Genomic DNA, 16298 nt, shown 5'->3' with positions numbered 1-16298 from the left:
CCTTAAGTTTGAGAAAAGTGCTGAGGGATACCCTCAACACAAACTCTTACTCTCTGATAAATCCAGTATACTGGCGTTTTAATAATAAACCTTCCAGTTGTTTATTAGTCTCTAAAGCAACACTAATAACAATCAATAAACTAGTACCACCCAATCCGATAGCTTGAGGTAAGCCCCAAATATCTTGGGCAACAATAGGTAAGACTGCTACTAACCCTAAGAAGACAGATCCCAAAGTACTTAATCTCATCAGTACTTGAGAGATAAACTGCTCTGTTTCTTTACCAGGTCGTATACTTGGAATGTAACTTCCTTGCTTTTGTAAATTCTCTGCTACCTTCTCAGGGTTAACCTGAACGAAAGCATAGAAGAATGTAAAGGCAATGATCATTACTGTATATAAGATTCCACCTGGAATAGTGGAATAATTGAAAATTTGTGATAAAAACTCAAACCATGGTTTCCCACCTTGACTTGCTTCAAAAGCTGTCAAAACTGCTTGAGGTGTTGCAATAAATGAACCGGCAAAGATAACAGGAATAACTCCAGCAGCATTTACTTTTAATGGTAAATAACTACTTTGCGGTGCACCTTGCACACGTTTTGTATATTGAACTGGAATCTTTCTTTCAGCCTGTTGAACATAAGTCACCATGAAGACCACTGCAATAATAGCAATAATCAAAATAGCAATAAAGATCACAGATTTCCAAATATCAGATTTATCAATATTCACAAAATAATCAATATAAATTTCTTTAACACTTACTGGAAACTGAGCAATGATACCAGCGAAGATAATCATTGATACCCCATTACCGATTCCCTTTTCAGATATCTGTTCACCCATCCATGTTGCTAACATTGTACCAGCTGTTAAGATGATACCGATGTTGATGAATGTGAATGCATTCGGACTTTTAACAAGTCCAGAATTTGCATACATGTTAAAACCAGCTGTGATGGCAATCGATTGAACAAAACCAATAACTAAAGTAAACCAACGAGTGGCTTGATTTAATTTTCTTCGACCGACTTCACCTTGTTTTGACCATTCCACAAATTTTGGAACGATATCCATTTGTAGCAATTGAACAATAATCGATGCTGTGATATACGGGGAAACTCCCATTGCAAACAATGAGAATCGCTCCATCGCATTACCACTGACCGTATTGAACATTGCCATCAACGCTAATTCATTAAGTTCTGTTAATGCCTTAGCATCAACGCCTGGCACGGTTATGTGTGCTCCAACTCTAAACGCGAAGAGAATGAAAAGTGTAAAGAGTATCTTTTTACGAATACCCTCTATCTTAAACGACTCCTTCAACAGCTTAAACATTAGATCACCTCAACTGACCCACCAGCCGCTTCAATTGCTGATTGTGCAGATGCTGAGAATTTAGCAGCTTTAACGGTTAATTTTTTGTTTAATTCACCATTTCCTAAAACTTTAATTCCAGATTTCTCATCTTTTACAATACTTGCTTCAATCAAAGTAGTTGGTGTTACTTCTGTACCATCTTCAAAACGATTTAACTCGTCGATGTTCACGATTGCATACTCTTTACGATTAATATTCGTAAATCCACGTTTTGGTAAACGACGGAATAAAGGAGTTTGGCCCCCTTCAAATCCTAAACGCACACCACCACCTGAACGTGAGTTTTGACCTTTTGTTCCGCGGCCAGATGTTTTACCATTTCCAGATGATGATCCACGACCCACACGATTACGTACTTGTCTTGATCCTTCTGCCGGATGTAACTCATGAAGTTTCATTAATTCGGCACCTCCTTAAAGTAGTTTATACCTTGACTTCTTAAATTTCTTCTACGTCCACTAAATGTGATACTGTATTAACCATACCTCTAATTGCAGCATTATCAGGTTTGATAACTGTTGCATGCATCTTGTTTAGACCTAAAGTTTTTACAGTTTCACGTTGGTTATGAGGACGTCCAATGATACTACGTTTTAAAGTAATTTTTAATTGACTCATTTTTAGTCCTCCTATCCGATTAATTCGTCAACAGAAATGCCTCTAAGTTCGGCAACTTCTTCTGCTCTTTTTAGTCTAGATAATCCTTCAATAGTTGCGCGAACAACGTTGACAGGAGTATTAGATCCTAATGATTTACTTGTGATATCAGAAATACCAGCTAATTCTAAGACGGCACGAACTGGTCCACCAGCGGCAACCCCAGCACCGGCAACAGCAGGTTTCATCATAATACGTCCACCACAGAAAGTTCCAATAACTTCGTGAGGGATTGTTGATCCTACCATAGGTACTTCGATTAAGTTTTTCTTAGCGTCTTCAACGGCTTTACGGATTGCTTCAGGAACTTCTTGAGCTTTACCTGTACCAAATCCTACATGGCCATTTCTGTCACCAACTACTACTAAAGCAGCAAAGCGCAGACGACGTCCACCTTTAACAACTTTAGAAACGCGGTTGATCGCTACTACGCGGTCTTCTAACACACGATCTTCTAACATACGATCGTTAAAAGGGAATTGTTTGTCAGTCATGAATGATGTTCCTCCTTCTTCCTAAAATTCTAGTCCATTTTCACGTGCTGCTTCAGCTAATGCAGCTACACGTCCATGGTAAAGGTATCCACCACGGTCAAAGACTACTTCTTTAATACCTTTTTCTGTTGCTTTTTTAGCAATTGAAGCTCCAACTGCTGCTGCAGCTTCAGTTTTGTTGTCTCCTGCGATACCTGTATCAACAGTAGAGGCACTTGCAAGTGTCACACCCGCTACGTCATCAATTAATTGAGCGTAGATGTTTTTGTTAGAACGGAAAACGTTCAAGCGTGGGCACTGTGCAGTACCAGAGATTTTATTACGTACACGGTGATGTCTCTTTTGGCGTACTTTATTTTTATCTGGTTTTGTAATCACACTTGTCACCTCAAATTATATTTTTTTATCGATTTATTATCGATTATTTACCTGTTTTACCTTCTTTACGTCTTACATGCTCACCGACGTAGCGAATTCCTTTACCTTTATAAGGCTCTGGAGGACGTACTCCACGAATATTAGCTGCTAATTCACCAACAACTTCTTTGTTGGCTCCCTTAACAATAATAGATGTGTTAGAAGGTACTTCAATAGTAATTCCTTCTGGTGTTTCAAAGTCTACTGGGTGAGAATACCCAACGTTTAAAACAAGTTTTTTACCTTGTAATTGTGCACGGTAACCAACCCCGATTAACTCAAGAGATTTTTCAAATCCTTCAGTTACTCCGACAACCATGTTGTTAAGGTTAGCACGCATTGTACCATGTAAGGCTCTATTTTCTTTGTTATCATTTGGACGAGTTAAAGTTACTACGCCTTCTTCAATGTTTAGCGTAATATTTGGTGAAAACTTACGAGTTAATTCACCTTTTGGTCCTTTAACCGTTACGTCATCTCCGTTTTGTGTAATTGTTACACCTGCAGGAATAATAACTGGTTTATTTCCGATTCGACTCAATCTAGGCACCTCCTTGATTAATTAATTTTTACCAAACGTAAGCTAATACTTCTCCACCAACGTTGCGTTCTCTAGCTTCTTTGTCAGTTAAGACACCTTCTGAAGTTGAGATAATTGCTATACCTAAACCATTTAATACTTTAGGTACTTCGTCAGATTTTACATAAACACGTAAACCAGGTTTTGAAATACGTTTTAAGTTAGTAATAACTCGTTCTTCATTTTTACCATATTTTAAGAATACACGAATGATTCCTTGCTTGTCATCTTCGATGAATTCTACTTCACGCACAAAACCTTCACGTTGTAAGATTTTTGCGATTTCAAGTTTGATTGTTGATGCAGGTAATTCTAATGATTCGTGTTTCACGATATTCGCGTTACGAATACGAGTTAGAAAGTCTGCAATTGGATCTGTCATCACCATTGAGTCCTTTACCTCCTTCTGCGATTTACTATTTTTACCAGCTTGCTTTCTTCACGCCGGGAATTTGTCCTTTATAGGCAAGTTCCCGGAAGCAAATACGACAAAGTTTAAATTTGCGATACACTGAATGTGGACGTCCACAACGCTCACAACGAGTATACTCTTGAGTTGAGTGTTTTGCTGGGCGTTTATTCTTAGCAATCATTGATTTTTTAGCCACGTAGTTCGCCTCCTTAAATTATTTTTGGAATGGCATTCCAAGTTGACCTAATAACTCACGAGCTTCCTCATCAGTATTAGCTGTTGTTACAATAACAATATCCATTCCTCGGACCTTATCTACTAAATCATAATCAACCTCTGGGAAAATTAATTGTTCTTTAATTCCTAAAGTATAATTTCCACGTCCGTCGAATGATTTTTTACTTACACCATGGAAGTCACGTACACGTGGTAGTGAAACTGATACTAATTTATCTAAAAATTCGTACATTCTTTCTCCACGTAAAGTTACTTTACAACCAATAGGCATTCCTTCACGTAAACGGAATCCAGCGATTGATTTTTTGGCTTTTGTAATCATAGGTTTTTGTCCAGAGATTAAAGCTAGTTCTTCAACTGCTTTATCTAAATTTTTACTGTTTGATACTGCATCACCAACACCCATGTTAATAACGATTTTATCAACTTTAGGTGTTTGCATAACAGAAGAGTAATTAAATTTTTCCACCAATGATGGTGTCACTTCATTAAGATACTTTTCTTTTAGGCGGTTCATTCAATGTTGCCTCCTTCCATAGCTTGTTATTTATCTAAAACTTCACCAGTTTTTTTAGAAACGCGTACTTTTTTACCATCTACATCTTTGTATCCTACACGTGTTGGCACACCGTTAGACGGATCAATCACCATTACATTAGAAACGTGAATAGATGCTTCCATTTCGATAATTCCTCCTTGAGGAGCAACCGCACTAGGTTTTTGGTGTTTTTTCATTATGTTAACACCCTCAACGATGATACGATCTTTTTTCGGAAATGCTTGAAGAACGATTCCTTCTTTGTTTTTATCTTTACCTGAGATAACTTTTACTTTATCGCCTGTTTTAACGAACATCTTGTTTCGCACCTCCTTTAAACATGAGTATGTATTATAAAACTTCTGGTGCTAGTGAGACAATCTTCATGAAATTGTTGTCACGTAATTCACGTGCAACTGGTCCAAAGATACGTGTACCACGTGGACTCTTATCATCACGGATAATCACACATGCATTTTCATCAAATTTAATATATGAACCGTCACTACGACGTGCTCCTGATTTAGTACGTACAATTACTGCTTTTACGACTTCACCTTTTTTAACAACACCACCTGGCGTTGCTTGTTTAACCGTACAAACGACGATGTCACCGATATTAGCAGTCTTACGTCCAGAACCACCAAGTACTTTAATAGTAAGTACTTCACGAGCTCCAGAATTGTCAGCTACTTTCATACGAGTTTCTTGTTGGATCACTTCAGTATCCTCCTTTCAAACTTTCAACTTACTTTCTATACGAAAATTCGAATTAAATAATTACTGCTTCTTCTACAACTTCTAACAGACGGAAGCGTTTTGTCGCAGATAATGGACGAGTTTCCATAATTTTTACGATATCTCCCGTTTTAGCAACGTTGTTTTCATCATGAGCTTTATATTTTTTCGAATATTTAACTCGTTTACCGTATTTTTTATGCATTTTTTTTGTTTCTACTACAACAACGATAGTTTTATCCATTTTGTCTGAAACTACGCGTCCAGTATAAACTTTACGTTCATTTCTTTCTTGAGTCATTTATAAATGGCCTCCTTCCACTATTACTTAGCAGCTTCTTCACGCAAAACTGTTTTAATGCGTGCAATCGATTTACGAACTTCTGAAATTCGTGCTGTATTTTCTAATTGACCTGTTGCTAATTGAAATCTTAGGTTGAATAACTCTTCCTTAAATTCTTTTTCTTTAGCGATCATTTCGGCAGTGGTTAATTCTCTGATATCTTTAACCTTCATTCGATTCACCACCCATTTCTTCACGTTTTACAATTTTTGTTCTTACAGGTAACTTGTTAGATGCAAGTCTTAAGGCTTCACGAGCTACATCTTCAGGAACTCCGGCAACTTCAAACATGATTTTTCCACGTTTAACTGGTGCAACCCATCCTTCAGGTGCCCCTTTACCAGAACCCATACGAACACCAATTGGTTTTGATGTATATGATTTATGAGGGAAAATTTTAATCCATACTTTCCCACCACGTTTCATGTGACGAGTCATTGCAATACGGGCTGCTTCGATTTGACGGTTCGTGATCCAATGTGAATCAAGAGCTTGTAAACCATATTCACCAAAAGCGATTTCTTTACCACCTTTAGCTTCTCCACGCATTTTACCTCTAAATTCACGACGGTGTTTTACACGTTTAGGTACTAACATGATTATTTCCCTCCTTTCTCAGTCTTTTTCTTTTCTGGAAGAATTTCTCCACGGTAAATCCATACTTTAACTCCAAGTTTTCCGTATGTAGTATCCGCTTCTTCCCAAGCATAATCGATGTCTGCTCTTAGTGTATGAAGTGGAACAGTTCCTTCAGAATAACCTTCAGAACGTGCCATATCAGCACCATTTAAGCGTCCAGATACTTGAGTTTTGATCCCTAGGGCACCAGCTCTCATAGTACGAGTAATTGCTTGTTTTTGAGCACGACGGAATGCCACACGATTTTCTAATTGACGTGCAATTCCTTCTGCTACTAATTTAGCATCTAAATCTGGTTTTTTAATTTCAACGATGTTGATGTGAACTCGTTTACCAGTTAATTTGTTTAATTCTTTTCTTAAAGCTTCAACTTCAGATCCACCTTTACCAATTACCATACCAGGTTTAGCAGTATGAATTGAAACGTTCACGCGTTTATCAGCGCGTTCAATTTCAATGGTAGAAACAGAAGCATCAGCCAATCTAGTCGAAATAAATTTACGGATTTTTAAATCTTCATGTAAGTATTCAGCGTATTCTTTTTCGGCATACCATTTAGCATCCCAGTCACGAATAACGCCAACACGCATTCCAATTGGATTAATTTTTTGACCCACTGGTTGTCCCTCCTTATTTTTCTGATACTACTACTGTAATATGACTTGTACGTTTGTTGATTGGTGAAGCAGATCCTTTTGCACGAGGACGGAAGCGTTTCATTGTTGGTCCTTCGTTTACAAATACTTCTGATACCACTAAATCTTCAACATCTAAGTCAAAGTTATTTTCTGCGTTTGCAATTGCTGACATTAACACTTTTTCAACAATACCTGCTGCTTTGTTAGGTGAGAATTTCAAAATTGAAATAGCCTCTCCTACTTGTTTCCCTCTGATTAGGTCAACAACAAGTCTTGTTTTGCGAGGTGAAACTCGAACTGTCTTGGCAGTTGCTTTAGCTGAAGTAATTCTTTCTTCTGACATATTCATGTCCTCCCCTCAATTAGCGATTAGTTTTTTTATCGTCAGCAACATGTCCACGATAAGTTCTTGTTGGTGCAAATTCACCTAGTTTGTGTCCTACCATATCTTCTTGGATGTATACAGGAACATGTTTTCTTCCATCATATACAGCGATAGTGTACCCAATAAAGTTTGGGAAAATTGTAGAACGACGAGACCAAGTTTTAATTACTGATTTTTTAGGCGCATCTTTTTGTGCTTCCACTTTTTTCATTAAGTGTTCATCAACAAAAGGTCCTTTTTTCAAGCTACGACCCATGGTGAACCTCCTCTCAAGTTTGAAATTCTAAATAATAAATTATTTAGATTTACGACGACGTACGATAAATTTATCTGATTTAGCTTTTTTGCTACGAGTTTTGTATCCAAGTGTAGGTTTGCCCCATGGACTCATTGGAGATGGACGACCGATTGGTGCTTTACCTTCCCCACCACCGTGTGGATGGTCATTAGGGTTCATTACGCTACCACGTACAGTTGGTCTCTTACGCATCCAACGACTACGTCCAGCTTTACCTAGATGGATTAATTCATGTTGTTCGTTACCAACAGTACCTACTGTTGCACGACAAGTACCTAAGATCATGCGAACTTCGCCTGAGTTTAGACGTACTAAAACATATTTACCTTCTTTACCAAGTACTTGAGCGCTTGTTCCAGCTGAACGGATCAACTGTCCACCTTTACCAGGTTTTAACTCAATATTATGGATAACTGTACCAACTGGAATATTATTTAATGGTAGAGCATTCCCTACTTTAATATCCGCATCTGGTCCTGAAGAAATTTGTGTGCCAACTTTAAGTCCTTTAGGTGCGATAATGTAAGTTTTTACACCATCAGTATAGTGAATTAAAGCAATATTTGCTGATCTATTTGGATCATACTCAACTGTTTTAACAATACCAACGACATTATCTTTATTACGTTTAAAGTCAATGACACGATATTGACGTTTGTGACCACCACCATGGTGACGTACAGTAATTTTACCTTGGTTATTACGTCCAGCCCTATTAGTTAATGGTTGTAGTAACGTCTTTTCAGGCGTTGCTGTTGTAATCTCAGCAAAATCTGATCCAGTCATATTACGACGACCATTTGTGGTTGGTTTGTACTTTTTAATACCCACGTGTTTTCCCTCCTATGTTAATTAATGCCTAATTATTCAGCATCAAAAATTTGAATGTCTTTTGAATCTTCTGTTAATTGTACAATCGCTTTACGACGTTTTTTAGTGTAACCAGCATGTTTACCCATACGTTTCATCTTAGGTTTAACATTCATGATGTTCACTTTTTTAACTTTAACTCCGAAAACTGATTCTACAGCTTGCTTAACTAATGTTTTATTGGCTCTTACGTCCACTTCAAACGTGTATTTTTTATCGTCCATTGCTTCTACAGACATTTCTGTAATAACAGGGCGTTTAATTACATCGATTAATTCCATTATGCAAGTACCTCCTCTACATGAGTCAGAGCAGTTTTAGTCATTAATAGTTTGTCAGCAGCTACTACATCTAGAACACTTACGTTATTTGATTCTACAATAGAAACATTTGGTAAGTTACGTCCTGATAATGCTGCAAAGTCATTACCACTTTCTAAGACGATTAATACTTTAGTATCAACGTTTAGGTTTTCTAAAACTTGCTTAAATTCTTTTGTTTTTGGAGCATCAAATGATAACCCTTCAACAACTACTAATTTGTTTTCTGCAACTTTTTCTGATAATACAGATTTGATTGCTAAACGACGAACTTTTTTCGGTAATTTATAGCTATATGAACGTGGTGTTGGTCCAAAAACAACCCCACCTCCACGCCATTGTGGTGAGCGGATAGATCCTTGACGCGCACGACCTGTTCCTTTTTGACGCCATGGTTTACGTCCACCACCACGCACTTTGCCACGAGTTTTTACAGCATGTGTTCCTTGTCTTAAAGAAGCACGTTGCATAATAATAGCGTCGTAGACAACATTTTCGTTTGGCTCAATTCCAAAAATAGCTTCGTTTAATTCGATTTCGCCATTTTGAGTTCCATCTTGTTTAAATAATGCTACAGATGTCATTCTTAGTTCCTCCTCTCCCACAACTATTTAGCAGCCTTAACTGCTGTTTTGATTTCAACTAATGATTTTTTAGCTCCAGGTACATTACCTTTTACTAAAATGACATTTTTATCAGTATCAACACGCACAACTTCTAAGTTTTGAACCGTTACACGGTCGCCACCCATACGTCCTGCTAATTTTTTACCTTTAAAAACACGTGATGGATCAGATGCAGCACCCATTGATCCTGGGCGACGATGGTATCTAGAACCATGTGACATAGGTCCTCTTGATTGACCATGACGCTTGATTGCACCTTGGAAACCATGACCTTTACTTGTACCTGTTACATCAACGATGTCTCCTGCTTGGAAAACATCAACTTTAATTTCTTGTCCTACTTCATACTCTCCTAGCTCAACATCATCGAATTCTCTAATGAAGCGCTTAGGAGCCGTATTTGCTTTCGCAACATGACCCTTAGCAGGTTTATTTGATAAGATTTCACGTTTGTCGTCGAATCCAAATTGAACGGCTTCGTAACCGTCAGTTTCAATTGTTTTAACTTGTAAAACAACGTTAGCTGCCGCTTCGATCACTGTTACTGGAATTAATTCTCCGTTTTCAGTAAAAACTTGAGTCATACCTACTTTTCTACCTAAGATTCCTTTGGTCATGAGTACACCTCCATTTTTTGTTTATTATAATTTAATTTCAATACTTACACCACTTGGTAAATCTAGCTTAGTTAAAGCATCAACTGTTTTAGGTGTAGCATCCACGATATCAATAAGACGTTTATGAGTACGCATTTCGAATTGTTCACGTGAATCTTTGTATTTATGAGTCGCACGGATTACTGTATAAACTGAACGGTCAGTTGGTAATGGAATTGGTCCAGAAACCTTAGCACCTGTTCTTTTTGCTGTTTCTACGATTTTCTCTGCAGACTGGTCTAATACACGATGTTCATACGCTTTTAAGCGGATACGAATTTTTTTGTTTGCCATTGTGTTCCCTCCTTCGCCTATTTTAAAAGTAGACATAGCTCCTCGAAAATATCCAACACGCCACCATGGCAATGCTTCCTAGCGTGTCGCAACCTCTCGATTCGACGCCTGTATTTTCATTGGGTACCAATTACTTTTTTCTATCAGCACCTCTAGAAGTATACTAAATAAAATCAGGATTCGCAACCCTTTTTCTGATTTTTTTAAAAGAGTTTTGATGAAAACACTTTTTTTAATATAAAGCGCTTCACATCTCCTTATTTCCTCATAAATATGCCATTTATATACAAAAAAAGGTTGAAAACAAATGTTTTCAACCTCACGTCCGGTCACAATCAATCTTTATTTATGTGTTTAGGTTAAATTAACCTACGATTTCAGTTACAACGCCTGAACCAACAGTACGTCCACCTTCACGAATTGAGAAACGAGTTCCGTCTTCAATCGCGATTGGGTGAATTAATTCAACGTCCATTGCTACGTTATCACCAGGCATTACCATTTCAGTACCTTCTGGTAAGTGACAAACACCAGTTACGTCAGTTGTACGGAAGTAGAACTGAGGACGGTAGTTTGTGAAGAATGGAGTATGACGTCCACCTTCTTCTTTTGATAAAACGTAAACTTCAGCTTTGAATTTTGTATGTGGAGTGATTGTTCCTGGAGCAGCTAATACTTGTCCACGTTGGATATCTTCACGAGATACACCACGTAATAAAGCACCAATGTTGTCTCCTGCTTCAGCGTAATCTAATAATTTACGGAACATTTCAACACCTGTTACAGTTGTTTTTTCGATTTCTGGAGCGATACCTACTAATTCAACTTCATCCCCAACACGAACTTCTCCACGTTCAACACGACCAGTTGCAACAGTACCACGACCAGTAATTGAGAATACATCCTCAACTGGCATCATGAATGGTTTGTCAGTTTCACGAGTTGGTGTTGGAATATAAGCATCAACAGCTGCCATTAATTCTAAGATTTTTTCTTCATAAGCTTCGTCACCTTCTAAAGCTTTAAGAGCTGAACCAGCGATAATTGGAGTATCATCACCTGGGAAATCGTATTCTGATAATAAGTCACGAACTTCCATTTCAACTAATTCTAGTAATTCTTCATCATCAACCATATCCATTTTGTTTAAGAAAACAACGATGTATGGTACACCAACGTTACGAGATAAAAGAATGTGCTCACGAGTTTGAGGCATAGGGCCATCAGCAGCAGATACTACTAAGATAGCTCCATCCATTTGTGCAGCACCAGTGATCATGTTTTTAACATAATCCGCATGTCCTGGACAATCCACATGGGCATAGTGACGAGTGTCTGTTTCATACTCGATATGAGAAGTAGAAATTGTGATTCCACGTTCTTTTTCTTCTGGAGCGTTATCGATATCTGCATAGTTTTGAGCTTCTCCGTCACCATGTTTAGATAACACAGTTGCGATTGCTGCAGATAATGTAGTTTTACCATGATCGACATGTCCGATAGTTCCGATGTTTACATGGTCTTTTGAGCGGTCAAATTTTTCTTTTGCCATTTGTATAATTCCTCCTAATATTTAAAAGTCATTTATTATTTTAATATGAAGAAGGTTAAATGTCCACCAAGATGAACCATCTTGACCTTCTTCATTCACTTATCATTCTAAACGATATTTCAAAAAATTTTAACTAGCTTAGTTAGCTGAGCCACCATTTTTCTTAATAATATCTTCTTGAATTGATTTTGGTACATCTTCATAATGGTCAAATACCATCATGAATGTTCCACGTCCTTGAGTTGAAGAACGTAGAGTTGTAGCATAACCAAACATTTCTGCTAATGGAATCATTGCGTTAACAATTTGTGAATTACCATGAGCTTCCATACCTTCAACACGTCCACGACGACTTGTTACGTGCCCCATGATATCACCTAAGTTATCTTCTGGACATGTAATCGTCACTTTCATCATTGGTTCTAGAATAGCTGGTTGAGCTTTTTTAGCTGCTGCTTTTAAAGCCATAGATGCCGCAACACGGAATGCTGTCTCATTCGAGTCAACATCATGGTAAGAACCATCATATAATTTTGCTTTAATATCCACTAATGGGTAACCAGCAAGAACACCGTTATCCATTGAGTCAGCTAAACCTTTTTCAACTGCTGGGATGTATTCACGAGGAACCACACCACCGACAATCGCGTTTTCAAATTCAAAGCCTTTACCTTCTTCGTTTGGTGTAAATTCAACCCAAACGTGACCGTATTGACCTTTACCACCAGACTGACGTACGAATTTACCTTCAGCTTTTGTAAGTGGCGCTCTAAATGTTTCACGATAAGAAACTTGAGGTGCCCCAACGTTTGCTTCAACTTTAAATTCACGTTTCATACGATCTACTAAAACGTCTAAGTGTAACTCACCCATACCAGAGATAACTGTTTCTCCAGTTTCAACGTTTGTTTCAACACGGAATGATGGATCTTCTTCAGCAAGTTTTTGTAAAGCAATACCCATTTTATCTTGGTCTGCTTTAGATTTAGGCTCAACAGCAACTTGAATAACTGGCTCTGGGAACTCAATTGATTCTAAGATTACTGGTGCATTAAGGTCACATAACGTGTCCCCTGTTGTTGTATCTTTAAGACCAACAGCAGCTGCGATATCACCTGAATAAACAATACCGATTTCCTCACGTGAGTTAGCATGCATTTGTAAGATACGTCCAACACGCTCTTTTTTGCCTTTAGAAGCATTAAGTACGTATGAACCACTTTCAAGAACACCTGAATAAACACGGAAGAACGTTAGACGTCCAACGAATGGATCTGTCATAACTTTAAATGCTAATGAAGAAAACGGCGCGTTATCATCAGCAGGACGAGTTGTTTCTTCATCTGTCTTAGTATCAATACCTTTAATTGCTTCAATATCAGTTGGAGCAGGTAAGTAATCTAGTACAGCATCTAACATTAATTGTACACCTTTATTTTTGAAGGCAGAACCTACTAATACAGGGTAGAATTCAACGTTAATTGTAGCACGACGAATACCATCTTTTAATTCATCGATAGTAATTTCTTCACCATCTAAGTATTTCATCATTAAGTCTTCATCTGTTTCAGCAACAGCTTCAACTAATTTTTCACGCCATTCAATAGCTTGTTCCATATACTCTTCAGGGATTTCAGTTTCCTGAATATCTGTTCCTAAATCATTAGTATACATTTCAGCTTTCATTTTGATTAAGTCGATAATTCCAGTGAAGTTATCTTCTGCACCAATTGGTAATTGAATTGGGTGAGCATTTGCTTGTAAGCGGTCATGAATTGTTTTAACTGAGTATAAGAAATCAGCACCAGTTTTATCCATTTTATTACAAAATACAATACGTGGTACTTTGTATTCAGTCGCTTGTCTCCAAACAGTTTCTGTTTGAGGCTCAACACCTGATTGAGCATCAAGAACAGTTACAGCACCATCTAATACACGTAGTGAACGTTGAACTTCAATAGTGAAATCCACGTGACCAGGAGTATCGATGATGTTAACACGGTAACCTTTCCATTGTGCTGTTGTAGCAGCAGATGTAATAGTAATACCACGTTCTTGCTCTTGTTCCATCCAGTCCATCTGTGAAGCTCCCTCATGGGTTTCACCGATTTTATGAATTTTACCAGTGTAATAAAGGATACGCTCAGTTGTTGTTGTTTTACCAGCATCAACATGGGCCATGATTCCAATATTACGAGTATTTTCTAGGGAAAACTCTCTTGACATGCTTTTTAACTCCTCTCTTAACTTCTTAGTTTAATACTTTTGTATTTTCTATTTTTAACAATAGAAAAGAGGATCTTACCAACGATAATGTGCGAATGCTCTGTTGGCTTCAGCCATTTTGTGGACATCTTCACGTTTTTTAACAGAAGAACCAGTGTTGTTGGCTGCATCCATGATTTCTTTAGCTAAACGTTGTTCCATAGTGTGCTCTCCACGTAAACGTGAGTAGTTCACTAACCAACGTAAACCTAATGTTGAACGACGCTCTGGACGTACTTCAACGGGTACTTGGTAGTTAGAACCACCAACACGACGAGCTTTTACTTCAAGTACAGGCATTACGTTTTCCATAGCAAGTTCAAAAACTTCCAATGGATCATTTCCTGTAGATTCTTTAATAATATCAAAAGCATCATAAATAATGCTAGAAGCAACACCACGCTTGCCATCAACCATTACGCGGTTAATTAAACGAGTCACTAATTTTGAGTTATAAATCGGATCTGGTAATACATCACGTTTTGCAACAGGACCTTTTCTAGGCATGTGTAACTCCTCCTTCCAAAAATGTTTTTTTAAGTCTCATAATCTAATATTTAAATTAGTTTTTAGGTTTTTTAGTTCCGTATTTAGAACGGCTTTGTTTACGGTCTGTAACACCAGCTGTATCTAAAGCACCACGAACGATATGGTAACGCACACCAGGTAAATCTTTCACACGACCTCCACGGATTAAAACCACACTATGTTCTTGTAAGTTATGTCCAATACCTGGAATGTAAGCTGTCACTTCAATTAAGTTTGACAAACGCACACGAGCATATTTACGTAACGCAGAGTTAGGTTTTTTAGGTGTCATTGTACCCACACGTGTACAAACACCACGTTTTTGTGGAGAGTTCACGTCTGTTAAAGATTTTTTGAGACTATTATAACTCTTTCCTAAAGCAGGAGAGTCAGATTTAGTTACTTTTGATTTACGAGATTTACGTACTAACTGATTAATTGTAGGCATATTAATGTCCTCCTTCCTTAAAGCTTTTTTCTAGACCCACACATCCAGGTGGGTCTTTTTTTATTGTAAAAAATTAATGCAAGGATTCCTGCATTGGATTGAGCTTCGACATGGTCAATTCATCTAAAAAGACTTGTTCTCAAGCACCTTTGTAATATTAACACATCTATTCCAAAAACGTCAACACCTTTTACTAAAAAAAATCATAGGTTTAAACTATCTTTTTTTTTATAGAATGCTTACAATGGATGTATAGACACATGGTAGGAGGAATAATTTGTTATGAACTTAAAACAATTAGTTGGCATTGAGTCAGCAAAATATGTAAAAGACGGAATGGTTGTTGGGCTTGGTACAGGATCTACTGCCTATTATATGGTGGAAGAAATCGGACGACGTATCAAGGAAGAAGGACTGAATATTACTGGAGTGACTACCTCAAATGCTACTAAAGAGCAGGCAACTAAATTAGGTATCCCTTTAAAAAGTATCGATGAAGTTTCCTGTGTTGATATCACCATTGACGGAGCAGATGAAATATCTGCTGATTTTCAAGGGATTAAAGGCGGTGGTGCTGCTCTTTTATTTGAAAAAATTGTAGCAACTTATTCAAATAAAGTTATTTGGATTGTTGATGAGTCAAAAATGGTGAAATATCTAGGTAAATTCCCACTACCTGTTGAAGTCATTCCATATGGTAGTGCACAATTATTAAAAAAATTTAAAGAACAATCTTTAAATCCAAAATTAAGATTAGCAAAAGATGGTCAACCTATTCTAACTGATAGCCAAAACTACATCATAGATTTACACATGGATGTCATTAAAGAACCTGTAGCTCTTGCTAATTGGTTAGATAAACAAATCGGAGTCGTAGAACATGGGTTATTCTTAAATATGGTAGATAAAGTTATTATTGGTGATCCAGTTGAAGGTATTAAAATCATTGATGTAGCTAGATAAATAAAATAGAAAG

General features: G+C 37.4%; 27 protein-coding genes. 1 reads left to right on the top strand and 26 read right to left on the bottom strand.

The window, feature by feature from the left end; genetic code table 11:
• Positions 1-46: 46 nt before the first annotated feature.
• The 26 genes from secY to rpsL all read right to left on the bottom strand — a co-directional run bounded on the left by secY (position 47) and on the right by rpsL (position 15322).
• Positions 47-1345 (bottom strand): preprotein translocase subunit SecY, encoded by a 1299-nt coding sequence (secY, locus tag VSF34_RS00405; protein ID WP_326717177.1) that lies wholly within the window; start codon positions 1343-1345, stop codon positions 47-49.
• Positions 1345-1785 (bottom strand): 50S ribosomal protein L15, encoded by a 441-nt coding sequence (gene rplO, locus VSF34_RS00400; protein WP_326717176.1) that lies wholly within the window; start codon positions 1783-1785, stop codon positions 1345-1347. Before rplO ends, secY begins: the two co-directional genes overlap by 1 nt.
• A 40-nt stretch (positions 1786-1825) precedes the next feature.
• Positions 1826-2005, bottom strand: coding sequence for a 50S ribosomal protein L30 (gene rpmD, locus VSF34_RS00395; protein ID WP_326717175.1), 180 nt, complete (start codon positions 2003-2005; stop codon positions 1826-1828).
• An 11-nt stretch (positions 2006-2016) separates the two neighbouring features.
• Complete coding sequence (rpsE, locus tag VSF34_RS00390; protein ID WP_326717981.1) at positions 2017-2505, bottom strand: 30S ribosomal protein S5; 489 nt, start codon at positions 2503-2505, stop codon at positions 2017-2019.
• Between the two features lie 54 nt (positions 2506-2559).
• The gene (rplR, locus tag VSF34_RS00385; protein WP_326717980.1) at positions 2560-2916 is read right to left on the bottom strand and encodes a 50S ribosomal protein L18; all 357 of its coding nucleotides are present in this window, start codon (positions 2914-2916) and stop codon (positions 2560-2562) included.
• Between the two features lie 43 nt (positions 2917-2959).
• On the bottom strand, positions 2960-3496 hold the full coding sequence (gene rplF, locus VSF34_RS00380) for a 50S ribosomal protein L6 (RefSeq protein ID WP_326717174.1): 537 nt from the start codon (positions 3494-3496) through the stop codon (positions 2960-2962).
• 28 nt (positions 3497-3524) lie between these two features.
• Positions 3525-3923, bottom strand: coding sequence for a 30S ribosomal protein S8 (rpsH, locus tag VSF34_RS00375; RefSeq protein WP_326717173.1), 399 nt, complete (start codon positions 3921-3923; stop codon positions 3525-3527).
• Positions 3924-3957: 34 nt separating this feature from the next.
• Positions 3958-4143, bottom strand: coding sequence for a type Z 30S ribosomal protein S14 (locus VSF34_RS00370; RefSeq protein ID WP_007207616.1), 186 nt, complete (start codon positions 4141-4143; stop codon positions 3958-3960).
• 18 nt (positions 4144-4161) lie between these two features.
• Positions 4162-4701, bottom strand: a complete 540-nt coding sequence (gene rplE / locus VSF34_RS00365; RefSeq protein ID WP_326717172.1) for a 50S ribosomal protein L5 — start codon at positions 4699-4701, stop codon at positions 4162-4164.
• A 26-nt stretch (positions 4702-4727) separates the two neighbouring features.
• Entirely contained in the window at positions 4728-5039 is a 312-nt protein-coding gene (gene rplX, locus VSF34_RS00360) for a 50S ribosomal protein L24 (protein ID WP_326717171.1), read from the bottom strand.
• Between the two features lie 34 nt (positions 5040-5073).
• Positions 5074-5442: a 50S ribosomal protein L14 gene (rplN, locus tag VSF34_RS00355; protein ID WP_326717170.1), complete on the bottom strand. Its 369-nt coding sequence runs from the start codon at positions 5440-5442 to the stop codon at positions 5074-5076.
• 52 nt (positions 5443-5494) lie between these two features.
• A complete protein-coding gene (gene rpsQ, locus VSF34_RS00350) occupies positions 5495-5761 on the bottom strand; it encodes a 30S ribosomal protein S17 (RefSeq protein ID WP_326717169.1) in 267 nt (88 codons plus the stop codon).
• Between the two features lie 23 nt (positions 5762-5784).
• Entirely contained in the window at positions 5785-5976 is a 192-nt protein-coding gene (gene rpmC / locus VSF34_RS00345; RefSeq protein ID WP_326717979.1) for a 50S ribosomal protein L29, read from the bottom strand.
• Positions 5966-6400 (bottom strand): 50S ribosomal protein L16, encoded by a 435-nt coding sequence (gene rplP, locus VSF34_RS00340; protein WP_326717168.1) that lies wholly within the window; start codon positions 6398-6400, stop codon positions 5966-5968. The genes rpmC and rplP overlap by 11 nt, the downstream gene beginning before the upstream one ends.
• A gap of 2 nt (positions 6401-6402) precedes the next feature.
• Positions 6403-7059 carry a 30S ribosomal protein S3 gene (rpsC, locus tag VSF34_RS00335; RefSeq protein WP_326717167.1) on the bottom strand — a complete coding sequence of 219 codons (657 nt, stop codon included), beginning with the start codon at positions 7057-7059 and terminating at the stop codon, positions 6403-6405.
• 13 nt (positions 7060-7072) lie between these two features.
• A complete protein-coding gene (rplV, locus tag VSF34_RS00330) occupies positions 7073-7423 on the bottom strand; it encodes a 50S ribosomal protein L22 (RefSeq protein ID WP_326717166.1) in 351 nt (116 codons plus the stop codon).
• A gap of 19 nt (positions 7424-7442) precedes the next feature.
• The gene (gene rpsS, locus VSF34_RS00325; RefSeq protein WP_326717165.1) at positions 7443-7721 is read right to left on the bottom strand and encodes a 30S ribosomal protein S19; all 279 of its coding nucleotides are present in this window, start codon (positions 7719-7721) and stop codon (positions 7443-7445) included.
• A 39-nt stretch (positions 7722-7760) separates the two neighbouring features.
• Positions 7761-8594 carry a 50S ribosomal protein L2 gene (gene rplB, locus VSF34_RS00320; protein ID WP_326717164.1) on the bottom strand — a complete coding sequence of 278 codons (834 nt, stop codon included), beginning with the start codon at positions 8592-8594 and terminating at the stop codon, positions 7761-7763.
• A gap of 32 nt (positions 8595-8626) precedes the next feature.
• Positions 8627-8914 carry a 50S ribosomal protein L23 gene (rplW, locus tag VSF34_RS00315; RefSeq protein ID WP_326717163.1) on the bottom strand — a complete coding sequence of 96 codons (288 nt, stop codon included), beginning with the start codon at positions 8912-8914 and terminating at the stop codon, positions 8627-8629.
• Positions 8914-9537 (bottom strand): 50S ribosomal protein L4, encoded by a 624-nt coding sequence (gene rplD / locus VSF34_RS00310; protein WP_326717162.1) that lies wholly within the window; start codon positions 9535-9537, stop codon positions 8914-8916. The genes rplW and rplD overlap by 1 nt, the downstream gene beginning before the upstream one ends.
• A 23-nt stretch (positions 9538-9560) precedes the next feature.
• The gene (rplC, locus tag VSF34_RS00305; protein ID WP_326717161.1) at positions 9561-10196 is read right to left on the bottom strand and encodes a 50S ribosomal protein L3; all 636 of its coding nucleotides are present in this window, start codon (positions 10194-10196) and stop codon (positions 9561-9563) included.
• A gap of 24 nt (positions 10197-10220) precedes the next feature.
• A complete protein-coding gene (rpsJ, locus tag VSF34_RS00300; RefSeq protein WP_326717160.1) occupies positions 10221-10529 on the bottom strand; it encodes a 30S ribosomal protein S10 in 309 nt (102 codons plus the stop codon).
• 364 nt (positions 10530-10893) lie between these two features.
• Positions 10894-12081 carry an elongation factor Tu gene (gene tuf / locus VSF34_RS00295; RefSeq protein ID WP_326717159.1) on the bottom strand — a complete coding sequence of 396 codons (1188 nt, stop codon included), beginning with the start codon at positions 12079-12081 and terminating at the stop codon, positions 10894-10896.
• Between the two features lie 138 nt (positions 12082-12219).
• Positions 12220-14307, bottom strand: coding sequence for an elongation factor G (gene fusA / locus VSF34_RS00290; RefSeq protein WP_326717158.1), 2088 nt, complete (start codon positions 14305-14307; stop codon positions 12220-12222).
• A gap of 75 nt (positions 14308-14382) precedes the next feature.
• Positions 14383-14853 carry a 30S ribosomal protein S7 gene (gene rpsG / locus VSF34_RS00285; RefSeq protein ID WP_326717157.1) on the bottom strand — a complete coding sequence of 157 codons (471 nt, stop codon included), beginning with the start codon at positions 14851-14853 and terminating at the stop codon, positions 14383-14385.
• A 55-nt stretch (positions 14854-14908) separates the two neighbouring features.
• Positions 14909-15322 (bottom strand): 30S ribosomal protein S12, encoded by a 414-nt coding sequence (gene rpsL / locus VSF34_RS00280; protein ID WP_326717156.1) that lies wholly within the window; start codon positions 15320-15322, stop codon positions 14909-14911.
• A gap of 282 nt (positions 15323-15604) precedes the next feature.
• Here rpsL and rpiA point away from each other — a divergent pair, with 282 nt between their 5' ends.
• Positions 15605-16285, top strand: a complete 681-nt coding sequence (gene rpiA, locus VSF34_RS00275; protein WP_326717155.1) for a ribose-5-phosphate isomerase RpiA — start codon at positions 15605-15607, stop codon at positions 16283-16285.
• The last annotated feature ends 13 nt before the right edge of the window (positions 16286-16298 follow it).

Origin of the sequence: Vagococcus jeotgali, from assembly GCF_035918315.1 — a bacterium.
Taxonomy (GTDB): domain Bacteria; phylum Bacillota; class Bacilli; order Lactobacillales; family Vagococcaceae; genus Vagococcus; species Vagococcus jeotgali.
This window is presented reverse-complemented; position numbering and strand designations above follow the sequence as displayed.

Excerpts from the sequence above, each read along its gene's own strand:
- secY (WP_326717177.1), bottom strand. The coding sequence starts at position 1,345 with ATGTTTAAGCTGTTGAAGGAGTCGTTTAAGATAGAGGGTATTCGTAAA.
- rplO (WP_326717176.1), bottom strand. The coding sequence starts at position 1,785 with ATGAAACTTCATGAGTTACATCCGGCAGAAGGATCAAGACAAGTACGT.
- rpmD (WP_326717175.1), bottom strand. The coding sequence starts at position 2,005 with ATGAGTCAATTAAAAATTACTTTAAAACGTAGTATCATTGGACGTCCT.
- rpsE (WP_326717981.1), bottom strand. The coding sequence starts at position 2,505 with ATGTTAGAAGATCGTGTGTTAGAAGACCGCGTAGTAGCGATCAACCGC.
- rpsH (WP_326717173.1), bottom strand. The coding sequence starts at position 3,923 with ATGGTGATGACAGATCCAATTGCAGACTTTCTAACTCGTATTCGTAAC.
- rplE (WP_326717172.1), bottom strand. The coding sequence starts at position 4,701 with ATGAACCGCCTAAAAGAAAAGTATCTTAATGAAGTGACACCATCATTG.
- rplX (WP_326717171.1), bottom strand. The coding sequence starts at position 5,039 with ATGTTCGTTAAAACAGGCGATAAAGTAAAAGTTATCTCAGGTAAAGAT.
- rpsQ (WP_326717169.1), bottom strand. The coding sequence starts at position 5,761 with ATGACTCAAGAAAGAAATGAACGTAAAGTTTATACTGGACGCGTAGTT.
- rpmC (WP_326717979.1), bottom strand. The coding sequence starts at position 5,976 with ATGAAGGTTAAAGATATCAGAGAATTAACCACTGCCGAAATGATCGCT.
- rplP (WP_326717168.1), bottom strand. The coding sequence starts at position 6,400 with ATGTTAGTACCTAAACGTGTAAAACACCGTCGTGAATTTAGAGGTAAA.
- rplV (WP_326717166.1), bottom strand. The coding sequence starts at position 7,423 with ATGTCAGAAGAAAGAATTACTTCAGCTAAAGCAACTGCCAAGACAGTT.
- rpsS (WP_326717165.1), bottom strand. The coding sequence starts at position 7,721 with ATGGGTCGTAGCTTGAAAAAAGGACCTTTTGTTGATGAACACTTAATG.
- rplW (WP_326717163.1), bottom strand. The coding sequence starts at position 8,914 with ATGGAATTAATCGATGTAATTAAACGCCCTGTTATTACAGAAATGTCT.
- rplD (WP_326717162.1), bottom strand. The coding sequence starts at position 9,537 with ATGACATCTGTAGCATTATTTAAACAAGATGGAACTCAAAATGGCGAA.
- rplC (WP_326717161.1), bottom strand. The coding sequence starts at position 10,196 with ATGACCAAAGGAATCTTAGGTAGAAAAGTAGGTATGACTCAAGTTTTT.
- rpsJ (WP_326717160.1), bottom strand. The coding sequence starts at position 10,529 with ATGGCAAACAAAAAAATTCGTATCCGCTTAAAAGCGTATGAACATCGT.
- tuf (WP_326717159.1), bottom strand. The coding sequence starts at position 12,081 with ATGGCAAAAGAAAAATTTGACCGCTCAAAAGACCATGTAAACATCGGA.
- fusA (WP_326717158.1), bottom strand. The coding sequence starts at position 14,307 with ATGTCAAGAGAGTTTTCCCTAGAAAATACTCGTAATATTGGAATCATG.
- rpsG (WP_326717157.1), bottom strand. The coding sequence starts at position 14,853 with ATGCCTAGAAAAGGTCCTGTTGCAAAACGTGATGTATTACCAGATCCG.
- rpsL (WP_326717156.1), bottom strand. The coding sequence starts at position 15,322 with ATGCCTACAATTAATCAGTTAGTACGTAAATCTCGTAAATCAAAAGTA.
- rpiA (WP_326717155.1), top strand. The coding sequence starts at position 15,605 with ATGAACTTAAAACAATTAGTTGGCATTGAGTCAGCAAAATATGTAAAA.